Annotated in this window: 17 protein-coding genes and 1 riboswitch; of the genes, 5 read left to right on the top strand and 12 right to left on the bottom strand. The window is 72.1% G+C overall.

Going from position 1 to position 22,195, the window contains the following annotated elements; genetic code table 11:
• Positions 1-57: 57 nt before the first annotated feature.
• Positions 58-2,181 (top strand): M64 family metallopeptidase, encoded by a 2,124-nt coding sequence (locus FAF44_RS14835; RefSeq protein WP_237103722.1) that lies wholly within the window; start codon positions 58-60, stop codon positions 2,179-2,181.
• Here the strand turns inward: FAF44_RS14835 and FAF44_RS14830 are convergent.
• The 8 genes from FAF44_RS14830 to FAF44_RS14795 all read right to left on the bottom strand — a co-directional run bounded on the left by FAF44_RS14830 (position 2,125) and on the right by FAF44_RS14795 (position 11,081).
• Positions 2,125-3,120 carry a phosphotransferase family protein gene (locus FAF44_RS14830; protein WP_237103721.1) on the bottom strand — a complete coding sequence of 332 codons (996 nt, stop codon included), beginning with the start codon at positions 3,118-3,120 and terminating at the stop codon, positions 2,125-2,127. The two genes, FAF44_RS14835 and FAF44_RS14830, sit on opposite strands and share 57 nt — an antisense overlap.
• Positions 3,121-3,134: 14 nt before the next feature.
• The gene (locus tag FAF44_RS14825) at positions 3,135-4,133 is read right to left on the bottom strand and encodes a LacI family DNA-binding transcriptional regulator (protein ID WP_237103720.1); all 999 of its coding nucleotides are present in this window, start codon (positions 4,131-4,133) and stop codon (positions 3,135-3,137) included.
• On the bottom strand, positions 4,114-5,523 hold the full coding sequence (locus tag FAF44_RS14820; protein WP_237103719.1) for a GH1 family beta-glucosidase: 1,410 nt from the start codon (positions 5,521-5,523) through the stop codon (positions 4,114-4,116). The genes FAF44_RS14825 and FAF44_RS14820 overlap by 20 nt, the downstream gene beginning before the upstream one ends.
• A complete protein-coding gene (locus tag FAF44_RS14815; RefSeq protein WP_237103718.1) occupies positions 5,520-6,350 on the bottom strand; it encodes a carbohydrate ABC transporter permease in 831 nt (276 codons plus the stop codon). The genes FAF44_RS14820 and FAF44_RS14815 overlap by 4 nt, the downstream gene beginning before the upstream one ends.
• Positions 6,347-7,303, bottom strand: coding sequence for a carbohydrate ABC transporter permease (locus FAF44_RS14810; RefSeq protein WP_237103717.1), 957 nt, complete (start codon positions 7,301-7,303; stop codon positions 6,347-6,349). The genes FAF44_RS14815 and FAF44_RS14810 overlap by 4 nt, the downstream gene beginning before the upstream one ends.
• A gap of 57 nt (positions 7,304-7,360) precedes the next feature.
• A complete protein-coding gene (locus FAF44_RS14805; RefSeq protein ID WP_237103716.1) occupies positions 7,361-8,698 on the bottom strand; it encodes an ABC transporter substrate-binding protein in 1,338 nt (445 codons plus the stop codon).
• Positions 8,699-9,300: 602 nt separating this feature from the next.
• On the bottom strand, positions 9,301-10,560 hold the full coding sequence (locus FAF44_RS14800) for an RNA polymerase sigma factor (RefSeq protein WP_237103715.1): 1,260 nt from the start codon (positions 10,558-10,560) through the stop codon (positions 9,301-9,303).
• Positions 10,561-10,640: 80 nt separating this feature from the next.
• Positions 10,641-11,081 (bottom strand): YciI family protein, encoded by a 441-nt coding sequence (locus FAF44_RS14795; protein WP_237103714.1) that lies wholly within the window; start codon positions 11,079-11,081, stop codon positions 10,641-10,643.
• 168 nt (positions 11,082-11,249) lie between these two features.
• Between FAF44_RS14795 and FAF44_RS14790 the strand changes: the two genes are divergently transcribed.
• Complete coding sequence (locus tag FAF44_RS14790; RefSeq protein WP_237103713.1) at positions 11,250-12,068, top strand: alpha/beta fold hydrolase; 819 nt, start codon at positions 11,250-11,252, stop codon at positions 12,066-12,068.
• Positions 12,069-12,167: 99 nt separating this feature from the next.
• Complete coding sequence (locus tag FAF44_RS14785; protein WP_237103712.1) at positions 12,168-15,809, top strand: ATP-binding cassette domain-containing protein; 3,642 nt, start codon at positions 12,168-12,170, stop codon at positions 15,807-15,809.
• Positions 15,810-15,921: 112 nt separating this feature from the next.
• On the opposite strand, the gene FAF44_RS14780 is transcribed toward FAF44_RS14785, so the two are convergent.
• From FAF44_RS14780 to FAF44_RS14770, 3 genes are all read right to left on the bottom strand, one after another.
• On the bottom strand, positions 15,922-16,632 hold the full coding sequence (locus FAF44_RS14780) for a CHAP domain-containing protein (protein WP_237103711.1): 711 nt from the start codon (positions 16,630-16,632) through the stop codon (positions 15,922-15,924).
• A 12-nt stretch (positions 16,633-16,644) separates the two neighbouring features.
• Positions 16,645-16,781, bottom strand: a riboswitch (cyclic di-AMP (ydaO/yuaA leader).
• Between the two features lie 118 nt (positions 16,782-16,899).
• Positions 16,900-17,853: a Gfo/Idh/MocA family oxidoreductase gene (locus FAF44_RS14775; protein ID WP_308193326.1), complete on the bottom strand. Its 954-nt coding sequence runs from the start codon at positions 17,851-17,853 to the stop codon at positions 16,900-16,902.
• An 86-nt stretch (positions 17,854-17,939) separates the two neighbouring features.
• Positions 17,940-18,761, bottom strand: coding sequence for an aldo/keto reductase (locus tag FAF44_RS14770; RefSeq protein WP_237103709.1), 822 nt, complete (start codon positions 18,759-18,761; stop codon positions 17,940-17,942).
• A 98-nt stretch (positions 18,762-18,859) separates the two neighbouring features.
• Between FAF44_RS14770 and FAF44_RS14765 the strand changes: the two genes are divergently transcribed.
• Both FAF44_RS14765 and FAF44_RS14760 read left to right on the top strand, forming a co-directional pair.
• A complete protein-coding gene (locus tag FAF44_RS14765) occupies positions 18,860-19,804 on the top strand; it encodes a hypothetical protein (RefSeq protein ID WP_237103708.1) in 945 nt (314 codons plus the stop codon).
• A complete protein-coding gene (locus FAF44_RS14760; RefSeq protein WP_237103707.1) occupies positions 19,801-20,967 on the top strand; it encodes a DUF6716 putative glycosyltransferase in 1,167 nt (388 codons plus the stop codon). Before FAF44_RS14765 ends, FAF44_RS14760 begins: the two co-directional genes overlap by 4 nt.
• Here the strand turns inward: FAF44_RS14760 and FAF44_RS14755 are convergent.
• On the bottom strand, positions 20,951-22,195 hold the full coding sequence (locus FAF44_RS14755; RefSeq protein WP_237103706.1) for an alpha-2,8-polysialyltransferase family protein: 1,245 nt from the start codon (positions 22,193-22,195) through the stop codon (positions 20,951-20,953). The two genes, FAF44_RS14760 and FAF44_RS14755, sit on opposite strands and share 17 nt — an antisense overlap.

Genomic DNA, 22,195 nt, shown 5'->3' with positions numbered 1-22,195 from the left:
GAACCAGCAGGCACCGCGCCCACTGCCACTGGGCCAGGCTCCGCGACAGTCGTGCCCGTGCAGGTCACCGGCGTCCCGGCCAAGAGGTTCAACCTGATCATCCTCGGTGACGGCTACACCGAGGCCGAGCAGTCGAAGTTCCGGTCCGACGCCGACCGGCACCTCAACGTGATGTGGTCGATCGAGCCGTTCAAGTCCTACCGCAACTACATCAACGTCTACAGAGTGGACATCGTCTCGGGGGAGTCGGGCATCAGTTGCGATCCCGGCCTGGACGCGCCGCGCCGTACGACGCCGCTCAGCATGGGCTTCTGGGGCCGCTGCAACCCCGCCAGCGTGCAGCGCCTGATCACCATGGACAACGCCGCCGCCACCCGCTACGCCGACCTGGTCACCGGCACCGCCTCGGGCAACCGGCAGATCCTGGCGCTGGCCAACAGCGGCACCTACGGCGGCGCGGGCGGCTCGTACGCCACCGCCTCCGGCAGCAACAGCATGTCCGCCCTGATCAGCCCGCACGAGCTGGGCCACTCCCTGGGCGGTCTCCAGGACGAGTACGACTACTACCAGCGCGGCGTCCCCGGCGGCGGCTACACCGGCGGCGAGCCGTCCAGCGCCCACCACACGCTGCTGACCGAGCGGGAGCTGAGCGACCAGCGGCGCAAGTGGTGGCGCTGGCTGGGTGAGCCCAGCGAGTCGGGCGGCCCGATCGCCCGCTACGAGGGCGGCCTCTACTACACGACCGGCGTGTGGCGGCCCAGCGCCCACTCCATGATGAAGACCCTCGGCTACTACTTCGACCAGGTCGGCCGCGAGGTCATGACGCAGCGCATCACCGCCAAGACCCCGGTCATCCAGGACGCCACCCCCACCGGCGCGCCGGTCGGGGCCGACCGCGTGTTGTGGGTCGAGCCCATGCGCCCCGTCAGCCACTCCCTGGTGACCGCCTGGACCGTGGACGGCAAGGCCCTGCCGGGCGACCGCGACGCCCTCGACCTGCGCACGCTCGGCCTGACCCCCGGCACCCACACGGTCACCGCGACCGTCTCGGACCCGACCGGGTTCGTCCGGGACCCGGCCGTCAAGGAGGCCATGACCAGGACCCGCACCTGGACCGTGGACACCGCGCTCAGCACCCCGCCGGACGGCGTCGAGCCCGCGTTCGTCTCCTCCACCCCGGCCGACCGGCCGCTCGGCCGCGCGGACGTCGTGTACGTCGAGACCACCCACCCGGCCGCCGCCGTCCCCGAGGTCACCTGGACGGTGAACGGCCGCCGCCACACCGGCGGCGACCTGGACCTCGGCGCGCTCGACCTGCCCAAGGGCAGCCACACCCTCACCGCGGCCCTCGGCGGGCGCACCCTGACCTGGACCGTCGACGCCACCGGGCCCGCCACCGCGTACGAGCTGTCGCGGCCGCTGGCCTCGGCCGGCGACACCTACGTCTACAACGGCCCCTTCACCATGCGCCTCACCGGCACCGACGACCGCGAGGGGTACGTCGTCTCGGAGTCGCGGGTGGACGGCGACGGCTGGTTCAACTACTTCGGCTGGCCGACCTCCTCGGAGCTGCCGTGGACGTTCTCCGAGCAGGGCACGGTGATCGACTCCCTCGTGTACGGCAAGCTGCCGCGCGGCCGGCACACCATCGAGTACCGCTCGATCGACGCCGCCGGCAACCCCGGCAGGGCGAAGGAGTTCACGGTCACGACCATCGCCCCGCCGCCCGCCTGCACCCGTACCGTCACCGGCGTCCACCGTGGTGCGCTCACCGTCGCCGGCGGCGTCACCTGCCTCGACGGCGCGCAGGTGGCGGGCGCGGTCACGGTCCGGCAGGGCGCCTCGCTGGTGGTCACCGGCGGCTCCGTCACCGGCGCGCTCACCGCCGTCGAGCCCGCCGAGGTGCACCTGCTCGGCGCGCGCGTCGGCGGCGCGCTCGTCGTGAACGGCGCGGCGAACCTGACCGTCGTGGGGGCCGACCTGCGCGGCGCCGCGCTGTTCAGCGGCAACGCGGCGGCCGTCGTGTCGGGCACCACGGTCAAGGGCACGCTGGCCTGCCCCGGCGACACGCCCGCCGACCTCGGCGTGCCGAACACCGTCAAGGGCGGCAACCGGTGCGGCGAGCTACCCGACGGGACCGGCGGACGGGCCTACGAGGCGGTCCAGCACCTCCGTCAGTGACGCCGTCGCGGCATCGCGGACCCTGGCGTACGCGTCCGGCGGGTACTGCCGGGGTCCGTTCTCGATGAGCAGGATCAGATGCAGGTAGGCACGGTAGAGGTCGAGCCGGGTGCGCGCCGCCGGGGTCAGCTCCAGCGGCGTCACCTCGCGGTAGCCCGCCAGCAGCGGGTCGTCCTCGGCCAGGTCGCCGAAGAGCGTCGGCGTGACGAACTCGGCGAGCGGGTCGCCCCAGAAGGCCCGCTCGTGGTCGATGATCGCCTGGATCCGCGGCGTCCCGCTCAGGTCGAGGAAGACGTTGCCCGCCCACACGTCGAAGTGCACCAGCCGCGGCGTCGTCACCTCGTCCAGCGCCGGCGCCGCGGCCTCGAACACCGCCATGATCTCCCCGGCGGGACGCGGCAGCGGCGTCGGGTAGCGCCGGGTGTCGTCCAGCAGCGCCGCCACCATCGCCAGGAACGCCTCCCGCCACGTGGCGCCCGTGATGCCCGCGTGCGGGTAGCCGAACACCTCGCCCGTCACCGCGTTGAACCTGGCCAGGTGGCCGCCCAGCTCCCTGCGCAGCGCCCGCTGGTCGTCGGGCTTGACGGCGTTCCACGACACGCCGTCGAGCGCGGCCAGCAGCAGGTAGTCGCCGCCCAGCACCGGATCGTCGTAACCGGCCCGCAGCAGCTCCGCCACGGGCACACCCGCCGCGGAGGCCAGCCCGATCGCGGCGGCCTCCATGCGCAGCAGGTTGCGCTCGTAGCTGAGCTGATCGAGGTCGGGCGGGGGAGACAGCTTGAGCACCGCCTCCCGCCCGTCGTCCAGCCGCAGCCGCCAGACGGCGTTGGCGAAGCCGTCGGTCAGCTCGGTGGCGTCGGTGACGCCCGTGCCCACCGCGCGGCGTACCAGCGCGTCGAGCTCGGCCCGCGACAGGCGGCGCTTCGTCCTGCTGTCCAAGAGACCTCTTTCGCTCAGGCGGACTCGCGGCGCACCAGGTGCGTGTCGAGGATGACGACGGGCTGGCGCAGCTCCTCGCCGTTGATGCGGGCCACCAGCAACTGCGCCATCTGCCGGCCCATGGACTCGGTCGGCTGGTGCACGGTGGTCAGCGGCGGGTCGGCGTGCAGCGCCGCCTTGGAGTCGTCGAACCCGATCACGGCCACGTCGCCGGGGATCGACCGGCCCTCGGCCTTGAGCACGCGCATCGCGCCCAGCGCCATCGGGTCGGACGCGGCGAACACCGCGTCGAGATCGGGATGCTCCAGCAGCAGCTCGTGCATCGCCGCGGCGCCGCTGTGCTCGGAGAAGTCACCGTAGGCCACCAGCTCCCGCAGGCCCGACGGCAGCAGCGCGTCGCGGTAACCCGACAGGCGGTCGACGCCCACGCCCATGTCCTGGGAACCGGCGATCGTGGCGATCGCCCTGCGGCCGAGACCCAGCAGGTGTTTGACCGCCTGCCGGGCCCCTGCCCGGTTGTCCATGTCCACGTAGCTGTAGGGGTCGAGGCCGACGGGCCGGCCGCCCAGCACGGTCGGCACGCCCATCGCCTCCAGCCTGCCGGGCAGCGGGTCGGCGCCGTGCAGCGACAGCAGCAGCACACCGTCGACGTGCTGACCCGTCAGGTAGTGCTCCAGCCGCGCGTGCTCCTCAGGGGTGCGCGCCATCGCCAGGATGAGCTGCAGGCCGGTCTCGGCCAGCGCCGAGCCGATGCCGCGGATGGTGCCCGCGAAGTACGGCTCGTCGAAGACCCGGAACTGGGACTCGGACACCACCAGCGCGACGGTGTCCGTGCGGCGCGTGACCAGCGCCCGCGCCGCCCGGTTGGGTACGTAGCCCAGCTCGCGGATGGCCAGCTCGACGGCCTCGCGGGCCTTGGCGCTGACGTTCGGCGAGCCGTTGATGACTCTCGACACCGTGCCCCGGCCCACCCCGGCCCGAGCAGCAACTGCCTCAAGAGTCGGTCGGTTCATGGCGCCTATTCTGCCGGATGATCTCCGCATACCAGAGCGCGCTGTCCTTCAGCACCCGCTCCTGTGTCTCGAAGTCGACGCGAACCAGGCCGAAGCGCTTGCCGTACCCCCACGCCCACTCGAAGTTGTCCATCAGCGACCAGGCGAAATAGCCCTCCAGGGGCACGCCCGCGTCGATGGCCTCCTTGCAGGCGCCCAGGTGCGCCTCCACGTACGCCAGCCGCTCCCTGTCGTGGACGCGGCCGTTGTCGAGCACGTCCTCGAAGGCCGCGCCGTTCTCCGAGACCACCATCGGGATCGGCGGGTACTCCCGCGCCACCCTGGTGAGGATCTCCACGAGGCCGCCCTCGTCGATCTCCCAGCCCATCGCGGTGACCGGCCGGCCGCCGTTGACGAACGACACGTGCTCGCTGCCCACCCACGGAGAACCCGTGTCCGTGGGGGCAGCCGCCGCCGACTGCTTGCCGCCCGGTGCTCCCGAGACCGTGAAGCGGCTGTAGTAGTTGACGAGCAGCACGTCGATGGGCGCGTTGATGGTCTTCATGTCGCCGGGCTCGATGAAGCCCTGGTCGAAGCGCAGGTCGGCGAGCACGTCCTCCGGGTAGCGGCCCAGCAGCAGGGCATCCAGGAAGAAGCGGTTCTGCAGGCCGTCGATGCGGCGGGCCGCGTCCAGGTCGCGCTCGCTGTCGGTCTCGGGCGTGATCGCGTACAGGTTGACGCAGCCGCCGACCCTGCGCGCGTTCATCGCCTGGACGGCCAGCCCGTGCGCCAGGTTCAGGTGGTGCGCGCCCCTGATCGCGTTCTCGGGCTCGCGCCTGCCGGGGGCGTGCTCGCCCGAGGCGTAGCCGAGGAACGCCGAGCACCACGGTTCGTTGACCGTGCTGAAGGTGTGGACGTGGTCCTTGAGCGCGTCGTGCACCGCCGCCGCGTACTCCGCGAAGCGGTAGGCCGTGTCGCGGTTGGGCCAGCCGCCCTTGTCCTCCAGCTCCTGGGGCAGGTCCCAGTGGTAGAGGGTCAGCCAGGGGTCGATGCCGTGCCGGCGCAGTTCGTCGGTCAGCCGCTTGTAGAAGTCGAGGCCCTTGTGGTTGATCGCGCCCGAGCCGGCGGGCTGGATGCGCGGCCAGGACACGGAGAACCGGTAGGCCGACAGGCCCAGGTCCGCCATGACGGCGACGTCGTCGCGGTAGCGGTGGTAGTGGTCGATGGCCACGTCCGCGTTGTGGCCGTTGAGCACCCGGCCGGGAACCTTGGTGAAGGTGTCCCAGATCGAGGCGCCGCGGCCGTCCTCGGCGACCGCCCCTTCGATCTGGTACGCCGAGGTGGCGGCCCCCCACGTGAAGCTCGCGGGGAAGCGCAGCCCGGCACGCGTCTGTTCTTCTTGAGTCGTCACGCCTTGACCGCACCTTCCATGAGTCCGCCGACGATCTGACGGCCGAAGAGGACGAAAACCAGTACGAGCGGGATGATGGACAGCGCCGTGCCCGCGAAGATCAGCGAGTACTCCGTGGAGAACCTCGCGTTGAGCGAGTTGATCGCGATCTGCACGGTCGGGTTGTCCTGGTTGAGCACGATCAGCGGCCACATGTAGTCGTTCCACATGAGCATGAACGTGTTGATGCCGAGCACGGCCATGCCGGGCCGCACGGCGGGCAGCACGACGTTCCACCAGATGCGCAGCGTGGCGGCGCCGTCCACCCGGGCGGCCTCGACCAGCTCCATCGGCACCGACTGCCGGGTGTACTGCGTCATCAGGAACACGCCGAACCCGTTGAGCAGGTACGGCAGGATGACCGCCTTGAGCGTGCCCGTCCACTCCAGGCTCACCATGAGCCGGTAGAGCGGCACCACGCCCATCTGCTGCAGCGGCACCGCCATCGTCAGCAGCACGAGCAGCAGCAGCGCGTTGCGGCCCTTGAAGCTGAGGTTGGCGAAGGCGAAGCCGGCCAGCGTCGAGATGATGATGACGGAGAAGGTGACGACGCTCGCCACGATGAACGAGTTCGCCAGGCCCTGCAGGAACTGGGCCTCCGGGTGGGTGAGCACCGCGACGATGTTGTGGCCCAGGTTGCCGCCCGGCAGGAAGCGCGGCGGCGAGGCCACCGCGTCGGAGTTCGTCCGCGAGGCGATGACCAGCATCCAGTACAGCGGGAACGCCGACAGGAAGATGGCCAGCCCCAGCAGGACCCGCGTCAGGACGGTCGGTTTCCAGACGGTCATTTCGTGCCCCCGATCCTGCGCACGAACAGGAAGTTGATCGCCGCTCCGATGAGGATCAGCAGGAACAGCAGCCAGGCCGCGGCCGACGCGTAGCCGTAGTCGAACTCGCGGAAGGCCTCCTTGTAGACGAACATGGCGACCGTCTGGAACTGGCCCTGCGAGCCGCCGTCGGGGTTGCCGTTGTAGAACGTCATCGGCTCCGAGAACAGCGTCAGACCGCCGATCGTGGAGTTCAGCACCACGAAGATCATGGTGGGGCGCAGCATCGGCAGCGTGATCTGCCAGAACTGCCTGCGCCGCGAGGCGCCGTCGATGGAGGCCGCCTCGTACAGGTCGCGCGGGATCGTCTGCATGCCGGCCAGGAAGATGATCGCGTTGTAGCCGGTCCAGCGCCAGTCGACCATGGTGGCGATCGCGATCCACGACGGGATGCGCTCGGCCCGCCAGTTCGTCGGATCGACCCCGGCCAGGCCCAGGAGGTAGTTGACCAGGCCCCAGTCGCGGGCGAAGAGCTGCGTGAACACCACCGCGACCGCGACGACCGACGTGACCAGCGGCAGCAGCACGCTCATCCGGATCGCCAGCCGGAACCGCAGCCGCTTGTTCAGCGCGTTGGCCAGGAACAGGGCCAGCAGCATCTGCGGGATGGTGGCCAGCAGGAACATGGACACCGTGTTGAGCGTGGCGCGCCAGAAGGCGGAGTCCGCCAGCAGCGCCGCGTAGTTGTCCAGCCCGGCCCACTCGGTGGTGCCGGTCAGGTCGTAGTCGTAGAGCGAGTAGTAGAGCGTGAAGGCCAGCGGGAAGAGCCCGAAGGCGGCGAACAGGATGAAGTACGGAGACACCAGGGCATACGGCATCGCCTTGACGTCCAGACGCGAACGCCAGCGGCGGCCGGGCGGACGGGCGCGGCGGTGGTTGTTCCGCATCGCCCGTGGAAGGGTGTCGAGGCTCATGTCAGACCTTTCGGCGGCAACAAGCCCGGCCCGCTGTCGGCGGGCCGGGCGGGAGGTTCAGCCCGCGGCCTTGACCGCGTCGTCGACCAACTGCTGCCAGGCCTTGTCGTACGGGACGGAGCCGTCGTCCATGCCCTGGACGACCGACTCGATGGCGTTCTTCACCTGGGCGTGCTTCACGCCGAGGAAGACCGGCTGGAGGCTGGCGGCGGACTTGGCGAAGATCTCACCGATGGGCGCGTCGTTGAAGAACTCGTTCTTCGCGCCCTGCACCGCCGGGTCCTGCTGGGCCTTGGTGTTGCTCGGCATGTTGCCGAAGTCGGTGAAGACGCTCGCCTCGGTCTGCGCCTGCGTCAGGTAGTCGGCGACCTGGGCGGCTTCCTTCGGGTGCTTGGACTGCTTCGGCACGGCCAGCCACGAGCCGCCCCAGTTGCCGCCGCCGCCCGGGACCGAGGCGACGTCCCACTTGCCCTTGCCGTCGTCGCCGGCGTTGCCGCTGACCACGCCGAGCATCCAGGACGGGCAGCCGACCGTGGCGAACGAGCCCTTCTGGGTGCCCGTCGCCCACTCGTCGGTGAAGTTGCGCAGCTTGGCGGTCAGCCCCTGCTGGCTCATCTTCTGGGCGAAGTCGAAGGCCGTCTTGACGGCCGGGTTCTTGTCGACGACGAGGTTGTTGGTCGTGTCGAAGTAGGAGATGTTGCCGTTCTTGGCCGCCTCCTGGTAGAGCACCACCTGGTAGAGGGTGTTGGTGCCGTCGGCGAACTTGGTGTCCTTCACCTTGTCCTGGAACTTCTTGGCGACGTTCATGTACTCGTCCCACGTCGGCCACAGGGCGCCGACCGCCTCGCGGTCCGCGGGCAGGCCGGCCTTCTCGAACAGGTCCTTGCGGTAGCAGATGCTCATTCCGCCGATGTCGGTGCCCAGGGCGAACAGCTTGCCGTCGCCGGCGACGCCGTTCTCCCACTTCCACGCCGGGAAATCGGCCTTGCGGGACTCCAGGCCGTACTCCTTCAGGTCGGCCCACCACTCGGTGCGGGCCTTGGCCAGGCCCATACCGCCCTCATCGATGCCGACCACGTCGCCCGCGCCGGTGCCCGAGGTCAGCCACTGGATCATCTGGGGCCAGTACTGCTGCTCGAACTGGTCGGTGAGGTTCTCGTACTTGATCTGGATGTCCTTGTGCTCGGCGTTCCACTTGTCGACGGCGTTCTTGTAGCCGAAGTTGCTGCCGCCGCCGAAGGTCTGCACCCGGATGGTGACCGGCTCAGCGGCGGCCGAGGAGGCCGGGGCGCTGGACTCGGGGGTGCTGCCGGAGCTACAGGACGAGACGGCGAGCGCCGCCGCGGCCAGGGCCGAGGCCGCGGCAAGACCGCCGCGACGCTTGCTGATCAACATGGTGGACCCCTTCTCGGGTGAATGTTGGGGGGAAGCACCGCGGCACGCGCTCCGCCGCGGTGGAAGTCTTTGGGAGCGCTCCCACAAAGGGTGCACTTGTGGGGTCTGAACGTCAATCCCGCGAAACGTAACCGTTACCAATGGTGCAGTTTGGACGAATGAAACCACCTTTGTTGGGATATATGCCCCAAAGGGCTGCTTGGGAGCGCTCCCACCTCAAGAGGCATGTTTCGTGTCACATCAAGGGCATGTCGCCCGCACCAGCGGCCCTTTCCCCCGGTCAGCCGCCCTGTGGGAGCCGGGGCCGCCCGCCCGGCGCCGGATCCCGGCCACCGTCACGCGACGCCGGCCGCGGGGCGCGGTGGTGGACCTCCGGGATGCCGTGCCCGGCCCGCCGTCGCGCGACGCCGGGCCTCCGGGCCCGGGACTCGTCACGGGGATGGCGGGCCTCCGGGCCCGGGACTCGTCACGGGATGGCGGGTCGCCAGGGTCCGGAGGTCGTCACGGGGATGGCGGGTCGCCAGGGCGCCGGGCCGGGCGTCGGGATGCCGCGCCGGGCCGCCGTCACGCCGTGCCGGATCGCCGGGAAGGCCGTTCGTGCCTCAGGCGGCCGGGTCCGCGGTGGGACGGCAGGCGGCGGCGCGTTCCTCCAGGAGGGTGCGCTCGCGGGCGTTGCGGGTCATCCCCGCCGCCCGCTCGAACTCCGCCCGCGCCTCCGCCCGCCGCCCCAGCTTGGCCAGCAGGTCGCCGCGCACGCTGGGCAGCAGGTGGTAGTCCTTGAGCGACGGCTCGGCCACGATCTGGTCGAGCAGGTCGAGCCCGGCCGCCGGGCCGTAGGCCATCGACAGGGCCACCGCCCGGTTCAGCTCCACGACGGGGGAGCGGGACATCCTGGCCAGCGCCTCGTACAACTCGGCGATCCGCACCCAGTCGGTGTCCTCCGCGACGACCGCGCGGGCGTGACAGGCGGCGATGGCCGCCTGCAGCGTGTACGGCCCGTACCCGCCCGACGACTCCTGCGCGCGCTCCAGCGCGGCCAGCCCGCGCCCGATGAGGAGACGGTCCCAGCGGGCCCGGTCCTGCTCCAGCAGCAGGATCGGCTCGCCCGACGGGCCCACCCGCGCCGCCGAGCGGGACGCCTGGATCTCCATGAGCGCCACCAGGCCGTGCACCTCGGGCTCCTTGGGCATGAGCCCGGCCAGCACCCGGCCCAGCCGCAGCGCGTCCGCGCACAACGCCGGGCGCATCCAGTCGTCGCCCGCCGTGGCGGAGTAGCCCTCGTTGAAGACCAGGTAGATGACCTCCAGCACGGACGACAGCCGCCCGGCCAGTTCGTCCCCCTGCGGCACTTCGAACGGGACGCGCCGGTCGGCGAGGGTGCGCTTGGCCCGCACGATGCGCTGCGCCACCGTGGCCTCCGGCACCAGGAACGCCCGTGCGATCTCCTCGGTGGTCAGGCCGCCGAGCACGCGCAGCGTCAGCGCCACCCGCGCCTCCATCGACAGCGCGGGGTGGCAGGCCGTGAACACCAGCCGCAGCAGGTCGTCCTCGATCTCGTCGATCTCCGGCGGGTCCGCCTCCAGGTCGAGGCGGTGGCCCAACTCGGCGAGGTGGTGCCGCAGGCGTTCGTTCCTGCGGATCAGGTCGATGGCGCGGCGCTTGGAGACCGTCATCAGCCACGCGCCCGGGTTGCGCGGAACGCCCGACTCCGGCCACTGCTCCAGGGCGGCGACCAGCGCGTCCTGCGCCAGTTCCTCGGCCAGCCCGACGTCGCGCACCAGCCCGGCCAGCCCGGCGATCAGCCGGGCCGCCTCGATGCGCCACACCGCCTCGATGGCGCGGTGCGTGTCGGAAGTGGTCACGGGGCCCATCAGACCAGCGGCGGGGGCACGATCGCAACCGGGCCGGCGTCCCCGCCGCCCGCCTCACCCGCGACGGCCGGTCAGCTCTCGGGGCCGTCCACGCCCAGCCGCTCGCGCAGCGCCTCCTCACGCGCGCGCTCCTCGGCGGGCATCGAGCCGTCCGGGACGTCGGCGGCGTCGAAGACCTGCCACACGTGCACCCCGATCCCGTCGTGCCCCGGCGGCACCGGCAGCCGCAGGGCCCACTCCATCGCCTCCTCGCGCGACTTGACCTGGATCAGCCAGAACCCGGCGATGAGCTCCTTGGCCTCGGTGAACGGCCCGTCGATCACGCTCGCCCTGCCGCCGCTGTAGGCGATCCGCGCGCCGCGCTCGCTGGGATAGAGGCCCTCGGCCGCCAGCAGCACGCCCGCCCTGGCCAGCGAGTCGTTGTAGGCGTGCATGGCGTCCACCAGCTCCTGGCTGGGCAGCACCCCGGCCTCGGTCTCGGCGTTGCCCTTGCCCACGATCATGAACTTCATCGGTCGTCAGGTCTCCTTCGGTCCGTACCGGCTGTTCGTCGACGCGTCGAACGGCGGTGGCGCGGATCGACACGGCCCGGGGAACCGGTTTCGCGCGCCGTCCCAGAAGGTACCGGAGGCCGTCCTGTCCGGTGTTTGACCAGGAAGGTTTCCGAACATCATGGTGGCGTGGCCACGCGAACGACGGCAGAGGTCGACGGGCGGCGCGTCAGTTACCTGACGGCCGGCACCCGGGGGCCGGTGGTGGTGCTGCTGCACGGCACGTACTGGAGCAGGGTGTGGGAGCCGGTGCTCGACCGGCTCGCGGCGGCCGGGTTGCGGCCGGTCGCGGTGGACCTGCCGGGGCTGGGCCGCTCCGAGGGCGAGCTGACGCCGGAGACGGCCGCCGTCCCGGCGCTGGCGCGGTGGGCGGGCCGGTTCGCGGCGGCGATCGGGGCCACGCAGCCGGTGTCCGTGGCCGGGCACGACATCGGCGGCGCGGTGGCCCAGTGGCTGCTGGCCGGTGAGGTGCTGAAGGTGCGCAGGCTGGCGCTGGTGAACTCGGTCCTGTACGACTCGTGGCCGGTGCCGGCGGTGGCCCGTTACCGGGACCCCGCCGTGGTGGCCGCCACGACGGTTGAGCAACTGCTGGAGGCGCGCCGTGCGGCCGTCACCGCGGCGCTGGACCGTCCGGCCACCGAGGCGGAGCTGACCGACTACCTCAGCCCCTGGACCGACCCGCGCGTCTGCCGCTCCTGGATGGCCCTCGCCGGCGCGGCCGACAGCCGCCACACCCTGGCGGCGGTGCCCGCGCTGCGGGCCGACGAGACGCCGAAACTGCTGGTGTGGGGGGAGGACGACGCCTTCCAGGAGGTACGGCACGCGGAGCGGTTCGCCGCCGAGATGCCGAACACCCGGCTCGTCCGGATCGCGGGGGCGGGTCACATCCCCATGGAGAACGACCCCGAGGGGGTGGCCAGGGCGCTGGCCCGCTTCTTCCTGGAGTAGCGCTTTCGCGATGTGACCCCATCGGTTTGACCTGGTCGGCGCGGGCGGGTTAGCGTCACGTGCATGGCAAACCAATGTGATCGCATTGGGTTGACCGGAGTGAAGGCCGTCCGAGGCGTCGCCGGACGGCGGTTCCCGGCCCTGGAGCGGACGCTCACGCTCGCCGGGCTGCTGCGGTCGGCCGGAGCGCGGCGGTTGCTGCCGTTCGCGGTCTTCAGTGCCGGGGCGGCGACGCTGGGGCCGCTCAGTACGGTGCCGCTCGGCCTCCTGGTCTCCGGGGGCGGGCTCGCCGCGCTGGTCACGTTGCTGCTGGTGCTGCTCGCTCAGGAGCTCTGCACGGCCCTGCGCGACCCGTCCGGCGCCGCCGTGGCCCGCCACGTGGACGGCGCACTCCGCCGGCGGGTACGCGCCGCCACGGCCCGCATGTCGCTCACCCGCCTGGAGGACCCGCAGGTGCAGGCCGACGTGCGCCTCGCGCTCGACGGGCACCGGGGCAGGACCGCGGGCACGGCGGCGGTGGCCGTGGCGGGCGAGGCGGGCCGGCTGGCGTCGGCGCTGCTGGGCGCGGTCGTCCTGACCGGCCACGTGTGGTGGCTGGGAGGCGTCGCGTTCGCGCTCGCCCTGGCGCAGAACCGGCGCATCGCGGGCATGCTGGTCGGCCCCGGGGGAGTGGAGTCGCCGGCCGGCGACCCCGAGCAGGCGCGCCGCCTGCGCCGGGCCGGCTACCTGGCGGAGGTGGCCGGCGGGCCGGGCGGCGAGGCCAAGGAGATCCGCGTCTTCGGGCTGCAGGCGTTCTTCGTCGGCCGGTACGTGGCGGCGATGCGCGCATACCTTGGCCCGCTCTCACGTGGCCGCCGGGCCGTGGTCCGGGGATACGGGTGGGTGCTGGCGGCGCAGGCGCTCGCCGCGTGCGGCACGTTCGCCGTGCTCGTCTGGCAGGCCGGGACGGGGCGCATGGAGGCCGGCGCGCTGGCGCAGTGCGTGCTGGCCGCGCTGCTGGTGTTCGCGTACGGGGCGGGCAGCTACCAGATGTTCGAGATCGCCTACGGGTCCGAGCCGCACCACGCTGTCACCCGCCTCCTGAGCGCCCCTGCCGATCCCGTGCCCGCTGAGGCGGGTGCGGGCGGTGGCGTCGCGCTCGCCGGGGTCGCCTTCGCCTATCCCCACACCGCCGCCCCCGTGCTGGACGGCCTCGACCTGCGCGTCCGCCCGGGGGAGCGGCTGGCGATCGTCGGACGCAACGGCGCCGGCAAGACCACCCTGGTCAAGCTGCTCGCCGGCCTCTACGCTCCGCGGCGCGGCACCGCCGCCACCCGTCCGGCCGTCGTGGTGTTCCAGGACTTCGTCCGCTATCCGCTCCCGCTGCGCGACAACATCCGCCTCGGCGCCCCCGCGTTCGACGGCACGGACGCCGACGTCCTGGCGGCCCTGGAGGCGGTGGACGCGCTGGAGCTGCTCCGCGGCCTCCCCGACGGCCTCGACACCCCGCTCTCGCGCGCCTTCACCGGCGGGCGCGACCTGTCCGGCGGCCAGTGGCAAGAAGGTGGCCCTGGCCCGCGCCGTCTACGCGCTCGACGCGGACCGCCGCCGCGTCCTGATCGTGGACGAGCCCACCGCCCACCTCGACGCCCGCGCCGAGCGCGAGGTCTTCGACCGGCTCCTCGACCACACGCGGGGCCGCACGCTGGTGCTCATCTCGCACCGCTTCGCCACGGTACGGCGCGCCGACCGGATCGCCGTCCTCGACGGCGGCGTCATCATCGAGCAGGGCAGCCACGCCGAGCTCATGTCCGCCGGCGGCCCGTACGCGCACTGGTACCGCCTCCAGGCCGACCTGATCACCAGGGGCGATCGATGAGCCCCCGGCCCGGACCGCCGGCGGCCACCACCACGCGGGGCACCCTGCGCGCCCTGCTGCTCCTGGCCTGGCGCACCGACCGGCGGGCCGGGCTCGCGCTGGCCGCGTTCCTGCTGTCGGGTGCGGTGAGCCAGGGCTTGGTGGGCGTGTTCCTGCGCGGGCTCACCGACGCCGCGACCTCCGGCCGTCCGCTCCAGGCCGTGTTGTGGGCCGGGGCGGCGGGGACGGCGCTGGCGGCGGGCGTCGCGCTGGGGCGCGCCGAACTGGCCCTGATGCAGGAGCTGGCCGAGCGCATGGGCCTGGCCGTACAGGAGGAGATCCTCACCCTCACCGCCGGCGTCCCCACGATCGAGCACCTGGAACGGCCCGCCTACCTCGACCGGCTGCAGGCGCTGCGGGAGGAGAGCGGGCAGCTCTACTTCGCGGTGTGGGCGCTGGCCCTCGTGGCGGAGCACGCGGCGCAGATCGGGCTCGGCGTGGTGCTGCTGGCCGCCGTGCACCCGCTGCTGCCGCTCCTGCTGGGCGGCGCGGTCCTGCCGTCGCTGCTGGTGCGGGGCCGCTCGGCCCGGCACGTCGATGTCGCCGCCGAACGCAGTGCCGAGGCCGCCCGCCTGGAGCGGCGTCTGTCGGAGACGGTCACGGCCGCCGACCCGGCCAAGGAGGCCCGCCTCAGCGGCGCCGCACCCGTCCTGGACGCCCTGGCCGGGCGGCACTGGGACGAGGTGACGGCCGTCCGGTCACGGGCCGGGATCCGCGCGGGGCTGCTCACGTTCGCCGGATCGGCCACCTTCCTGGCCGGGTACGTGTCCGCGCTCGGTCACACCGCCTGGCTCGCGGGCCAGGGGGCGGCCGGGGCCGGGGACGTCGTGCTGGTGGCCACGGTCGGGGTGCAGTTCGCCACCCAGGCGTCCCGGCTGGCCTTCCACTTCGGCTCGGCCGCCGCGGGCCTGCGCGCCGCCGCCCGCCTGACCTGGCTACGCACCTACGCCCGCCACCCCACCCCGCATAACCCACCGGGCCAGCCGGACCGGCCGGAGTGGCGGGGCCCGGCGCACAAGCCGGGCCAGTCGGGCCAGTCGGGCCAGTCGGGCCGGACGGGTCTGCCGGAGCGGCTCGTCGGGGGGATCACGTTGCGTCAGGTGTCCTTCAGCTACCCCGGCACCAGCCGTCAGGTCCTGCACGACCTCGACCTGCACCTGCCCGCCGGAGCCACCGTCGCCCTGGTCGGAGCGCACGGTTCGGGCAAGACCACCCTGGCCAAGCTGCTGTGCGCCCTCTACCACCCGGACCGGGGCGAGATCAGGGCGGACGGCCTGCCGATCCACCACCTCGCCCCCGAGGAGTGGCGAAGCCGGGTCAGCGCGGTCTTCCAGGACCTGGCCCGCTTCGAGCTGACCGCCGCCGAGACGGTCGGCGTGGGCGACCTGCCCCGCCTGGACGACCACGAGGCCGTCCGGGCGGCCCTGGCCCGCGCGGGCGCCACCGCCCTGATCGACCGCCTCCCCGGCGGCCTGTCCACCGAGCTGGGCGACACCTTCGCACGCGGCCACCGCCTGTCGGGCGGCCAGTGGCAGCAACTCGCCCTGGCCCGCGCCTCGATGCGCCCCGACCCGCTCCTCCTCGTGCTGGACGAGCCGACCGCCTCCCTCGACGCCCCCGCCGAGAGCGCGGTCTTCGCCCGCTACGCCGCGGCCGCCCGCCGTCACCCCGGCGCGGTCACCCTGCTGATCACCCACCGCTTCCCGACGGTCAGGACGGCCGACCTGATCGTCGTCCTCGACGGCGGCCGGATCGTGCAGCGGGGCACGCATGACGACCTCGTCACCCGCCCTGGGCCGTACGCCGAGTTGTACGCCATCCAGCGGGACGCCTACACCGCCTGACCCGCAGGCCGGCGTGCGGGCAAAGCGAAACGCGCGTCCCCTTGGCAGGGACGCGCGTTTCCTCGCGTCATGGAGGGCGAGGAGCGGGCTCCACGCCGTTCCCGAGAGCGGGTCAGGCGGCGTACGAGGGGTAGCCGTAGCCGACGACCTGCGACTTCGGACGGACGCGCTCCTCGACCTTGCCGTTGCCGGTGTTGCCCTCGACGGTCGAGATGGTGCCGTCCTGGTTGTCCTTCACGACGAACCCGACGTGCTGGATGTCGTTCAGCTTCTTGCCGCCGTCCCAGGCGAAGAACACCACGGAGCCGGGCTTGGCGACGGTGCCCCAGCGGCCGTTGGCGGCGAACCACTTGGCGTGGGTGACGGTGTAGGCGTCCCAGCCGATCTGCGGGCGGGCGCCGCTGTGCTCACCGACCCAGGAGACGAACATCGAGCACCAGGCGGCGTTCAGGTACGCGGCGCGGTTGCCGCCGTCCCGGGCGACGGTCTCACTGGCGCGCGGGGAGTCGGCGTACCACTGCTGGAACTTGGTGCCGCCGCCGGCGGCGTTCTCGGAGATGCCGACCTGGGCCTTGGCCAGGGTCAGGACCTGGTCAGCGGTGACGTTGACGGTGGTCTCGGCCCGCTCGTCCATCGCTCCGGCCTTGTGGGCGGCGATGGCGGTGTTCGGGTGCTTCGCGGCGGTGGCCGCGGCGACGCCGGTGGCGGTGTCCGCGTTGGCGGTCACGGCGCCGGTGCCGAGTGCGGTGGCGATGACGGTCGCGCCCAGAACGGCGCGGGTGATGCTGGACTTCGCGACATCGGTAATACGGTGCTTGGCCATCGTGGGAGGTACTCCTTGCTTCCATGCCGCTTACCGGGTTAGCTGACGGGTTCGGGCGTGGAAGCTGCCCTACGGCACCGGAGTGCCGATTCACCCCAAGGACCTGGGTCCCCGGTTCCGCCCGGAGGCGGATTCAGCGGTCGCAGGACTATCCTGCGATCTTGTCGTGCGATGGTCTGACATAGCCGGACAAACCGGACTTATGCCTCAAGATGCCCCATAAGGTAATACATGAGGCAAGAGGATTACAAATCCATAAAAGCCCATCTAGGCAAGTTGCCGGCGGGCATCGGCCAGAAGCCCCATCATGGCAAGGGATTCGTCAAGGGGCATGATCGAGGATTCGGTCCTGCCCTCGGCCGTGGCGGCGCGGACTTCGCGGAGCTCTCCGGCATATCCGTTGTCGGCCGGATCGAGCACATGTTCTTCCGGCTCCATCGAAGGCCCGGTGAGAACGATCCGCTGCGGAGCCCAGAACGGCGCCTGGATGTCCGCCCGCATCTGAGTACCTACAACACTGGCCAGGTTGGGGTAATTCCCCAGCAATGAGGTGGCCACGAGAGCGTGCCGTCCGCCGGGGTAGAGCAAGACGCCGGCCGCCTCGGCGTCCACCCCGTTCGGGGCCAGGGAGCCGGTGATGCGCAGGTCAGAGGGCATGCCGAGGAGGAGCTGAGCCAGCCCGAACGGGTAGATCCCCAGGTCGAGCAGGGCCCCGCCGCCCAGTTCCGGGGCCCACAGCCGGTGCGCGGGGTCGTAGGGCAGGGAGAAGCCGAAACTGGCCTGCACCGAGCGGATCTCGCCGAAGCGCGGATCGGCCGCCACCCGCCGGATGAGCGGGTTGAAGCGCATCCACATGGCTTCCATCAGGAACACGCCCGCCTCGCGTGCCAGGCGTACCATCTTCTCCGCGTCGTCCACGGTGGCCGCCAGGGGTTTCTCGCAGAGCACGGCTTTACCTGCGGCGATGGCCGCCTCGGCGACCTGGAGGTGCTGCGCGTGCGGGGTGGCCACGTAGACCGCGTCCACCGCCGGATCGGCGCACAGGGCCTCGTAGGAGCCGTACGCCGACTCCGCGCCCAGTTCCGCGGCGAGGGCCCGCGCCTTGGCCTCATTCCGTGAGCCGACCGCGGCCACCCGCATTCCGGGCTCCGCCACGATGGCGGCCCCGACCGTACGGGCGATGCCGCCGGTTGCCGCAATTCCCCAAGTGAAATCTCGCACGCGGGAGATCGTATATCAGGGTAAAGAATTGGTTATGGCGGCATATGTCGTTTTTGGGGATGTGGAACAAATGCCACATCCGTCACTCAGGTCAGATTGAACGTGTCCGGATCCGGTCCGAGACGCTGGCCCTTGTTCAGCGCGCCGATGGCCGACATGTCCTCGGCGTCGAGAATGAAGTCGAACACGTCGAGGTTCTCCGCGATCCGGGCCGGCGTGACGGACTTCGGGATCACCACGTTCCCGAGCTGCAACTGCCAGCGCAGCGCGATCTGCGCCGGGGTCTTGCCGTACTTGCCCGACAACACCGCCAGCGCCGGGTCCGACAGCAGCCCCTTGCCCTGCCCCAGCGGGCCCCACGCCTCGGTGAGGATGCCGTTGGCCTCGTGGAAGGCCCGCATCTCGCGCTGCTGCAGGTACGGGTGGAGCTCGATCTGGTTGAGCGCGGGCGTGATGCCGGTCTCCTCCATGAGCCGGGTGAGCGTGTTCACGGTGAAGTTGGAGACCCCGATGGCCCTGGCCCGGCCGTCACGGTAGATCTTCTCCATCGCCTTCCACGCCTGCACGTACCTGTCCTGCTCCGGCACCGGCCAGTGGATCAGGTAAAGATCTACGTGGTCGAGGCCCAGCCGGGCCAGGCTGTCGTCGAAGGCCGCCTCCGCCCGGCCGTGGTCGCCGTTCCACAACTTCGTGGTCACGAACACCTTCTCGCGGGGCAGCCCGCTCCCGCGCACAGCCCGGCCCACGCCCTCCTCGTTGCCGTAGGCGGCGGCGGTGTCGACGTGCCGGTAACCGGCCTTGAGAGCGGCGGCGACCGCCTGCTCGGCCTCCTCGGCCGGGACCTGGAAGACGCCGTAGCCGAGCTGCGGGATCTGCACGCCGTCGGTGTTGAGCATGAGCGAGTTCATACTCTCCATTGTTCACGCCGCGTTTCTGGGGGCTTAAGCCGGTGGGGCTAGCTTGAAGCGGTCGTTAACGCGTCATCACCCCGCTGGGAGGGCAACGAGTGGTCGAACAGGCGTCGGCCTGGGTGGAGTCCCCCCTCCAGATGCTGTGCGCCGTCGAGGCCCACCACGCCGGGCTGCTCGGCCCCGAGACGGTCGTCGTGCCGCGCGCGGGCCTGCGTCCGCTGAAGGCCACCCGGCGCGAGCTGCGCTCGCTGGGCCTGCCCGACGGGCTGGTGCTGGCCGAGCCGCGCGATCGGATGCCCAGGCGGGTACAGGCCGTCGGGGACGCCTTCTCCGGCAAGGTGCAGCTCCGCTGGCTCACCTCCAGGCCCGGCCACATCGTCATCGTGGACGACGGGCTGGCCACGCTGCGGCTGCTCGAACTGCTCGCCGCCGGACCGTTCCGGCCGCTGCTGCGCGCCCGCGCCCGGCCCACCGGGCCGCGCTCCGCCCTGGGCCTGGCGGCGGCGCTGCGGCTGCGCCTGAGCAAAGTCTCCGTCTTCACCGCCCTGACCGTGGACGAACAGCTCGCGGCGGACGTCCGCCGGGCCGGAGTCGATCTCGTCCACCACGAGTTCGCCTGGCTGCGCGCCCAGCCGCCCAGCAGCCAGGGCCCGGCCGAGCGCACGGTCGTGCTCGGCACCTCCCTCGTGCGCAACGGCCTCGTGCACCGCGAGCGCTACCTGCGCTGGCTGACCGACCTGGCCGCGCGCGAGCCCCTCGCCTACTATCCGCACCGCCGCGAGGACCCCGTGGACGTCGCCCTGATCCGGGAGCGCCCCGGCATCACCGTGCACGACGCGGGCGTGCCCGCCGAGCTGACGCTGCGCGGCCTCGACGCCGGCCAGCGCGTGCTCAGCCTCCCCTCGACCGCGATCACCTCGCTGCGGGTGCTGCTCAGCCCGCGCGGTGTCGCCGTCGAGCCCGTGGACGTTCCCGATGACTGGTGGACCAGCAGGGCGGCCCCCGCCCTGCGATCGCATTTGACTGGAGTGTCCGGGTGAGAGTGTTGGCGGTCGCCGACTCCGACTCATATCTGAAGTGGGCGGCCTGCCTGCTCGGTGACCTGCCCGCGGGCTGCGTGACCGAGCTGGTCGTGGTGCGCACGCCGATCGCCCCCTCGCAGGAGCAGATCGCCGCCGCCGTGGGCGGCGCGCAGCCTCCGCCGGTGCTGAGCGCCCGCTCGGTGCGGCGGCTGGCCGAGCGCACCCGTCCTGACGTGATCCTCGTGGCCTGCACCGGCCCCGTGGTGGACGTCCTGGTGGCCGAGGTGCTGACCGGGCTGCGCCCGCGGCCGGTGTTCGTCAGCGGGCTGCCGGGCATCTCGGTGCCGGCGACGGAGAAGGCGTGGGTGTTCCGCAGCGGCTGCGACCTGTTCGTGCTGCACAGCGAGCGGGAGGTGGCGGAGTTCTCCGAGATCGCCGCCAGGCTCGGCGGGGGCGGGGCGGTGGGCCTGGCCCGGCTGCCGTTCCTGCGGCCCGACCTGACCGCCCAGGGCGGCGACCGGGTCGTGTTCGCCACCCAGGCCAAGGTGCCGAAGGGCCGGGAGGAGCGCGAGCGCATCCTGCGCGCGCTGGCCGAACTGGCCGGACGCCGTCCCGACCTCGACGTCGTGGTCAAGCTGCGCGCGCTGGAGGACGAGCGGCAGACGCACAACGAGCGCTTCCACTACCAGCGGCTGTGGCGGGAGATGGGGGAGCCGGGCCGGCTGACGTTCGCGGCCGGGTCGATGCAGGACCAGCTCCGGCAGGCGGCCGGGTTCGTGACCGTGAGCTCGACGGCCGCGCTGGAGGCCGTCGCGATGGGCGTGCCGTCGCTCGTGCTGCGCGACTTCGGCGTCAGCGCCGAGATGATCAACCTGGTGTTCGAGGGCAGCGACCTGCTGGGCACCATGGAGGAGCTGGCCGACGGCGACTTCCGCGCCGCCTCCGCGCACTGGTGCGCGGCCAACTACTTCCAGCCGGCCGAGCGCAACGACTGGACGGGGCTGCTGGCCGGGCTGGTGATCGCCCGGCCGCGGACGCCCGCCAGGTCGCTGCTCGACGGGCCGGAGTTCGCGTCCGCGCGGCGCCGGGCCCGCCTCCGGGTGGAGGTGCCGCCCAAGATGTTGCGGGTGGGCTACCGGGCCAAGCGCCGCATGCGCCGCTACCTCAGATCGCTGACCTGATCTTCCTGCGGATCCTGGCCAGGGCGCCGGGCTTGTCGGCCTCCGTGACGAAGCCCAGCGTCTCCAGGCGCTTGCGCTTGAAGTAGCGCGGGTCGTGCTCGATGTGCTCCGGCCGCAGGTCGGGGTAGGCGTCGGCCTGCATGCAGTAGCCGACCGCGCGCACCAGCGCCTGCAGGTCGGTGACCGGCGGGCGCTCGATGTGCCCCTCGGGGGACAGCTTGGGCAACATCGCGTCCACGACGGTGACGGGGATCCGGTTGCTGTTCTCGTACGGGGCCAGCCGCTCCAGCACCACGTCCGTGCCGTACGAGGCCACCTGGAGCCCGAAGTAGCGCCGCGCGGTGACCAGCCCCGTGGAGAAGCAGCCCACCACCAGCTCGGGACGCAGCGCCGCGAAGCACACCTCGGCCGGCACGCTCTCCCCGGCCACCGACAGCCGCACGCCCAGGTCACCGGCGGCGGCGCGCAGGAGCTGGGCGTGCCGGCGGCCGGCGGCCGGATGCGGCTTGAAGACGACGTCGGTGCAGCCGCGCGCCGCCAGCGCCCTGAGCATGCTCTCGTGCAGCCCGGCCTCCTCCTCGGGCGTGAGCAGCTCCAGCGCCGACAGGTACTGGCCGAGGATCATCGCCTGCCCGGCCATCATGTCGGGGGCGGTGGCGGTGACCTCGTGCACGACCGACAGGAACCGCTCGTCCGGCAGGATCTCGGGGGCGACGCCGTACTCGCTGAGCAGCAGCGGCTTCAGGCCCGGCACGAGGTCCAGGTGGAGCAGCCGGTCGATGCGACGGAAGATCTCGGCCGGCAGCGGGTCGCGGGTCGGGCCGTAGCTCATCAGCCCGTCGGAGTAGACGGAGATCGGGCAGTCGCGCACCAGGCCCGCGATCGTGCGCGCGGGCGGCACCGCGATCGACTCCAGCACCAGCTCCTCGACCTCGTCCAGCCCCCAGTGGGAGCGGATGAGGCGCTCGGTCATCGGCACCTCGATGACGCGGGCCCGCCAGTCGGAGGGGTGCAGCGGCGCGATCAGCTCGTTCCACGAGCGCACCTCGTCGAAGCGCGAGCGCAGCACGGTGAAGCCGGGCGTCCGGTCCAGCGGCACCGCCACCTCGGGGATGGCCGCGTTGTTGGAGACGATCAGGACGCGGCGGCCGTCGCCGAACCGCCCGTCGTCGATGGCGGCGGCCAGTGACATCGCCCCGAACAACGTCGAGGCGTAGAAGACCTTCAC

This window comes from Nonomuraea sp. MG754425 (genome assembly GCF_021699195.1).
GTDB lineage: Bacteria > Actinomycetota > Actinomycetes > Streptosporangiales > Streptosporangiaceae > Nonomuraea.
Note: the sequence above shows the minus strand (reverse complement) of the source record. Positions and strands in the feature narration are given on the sequence as shown.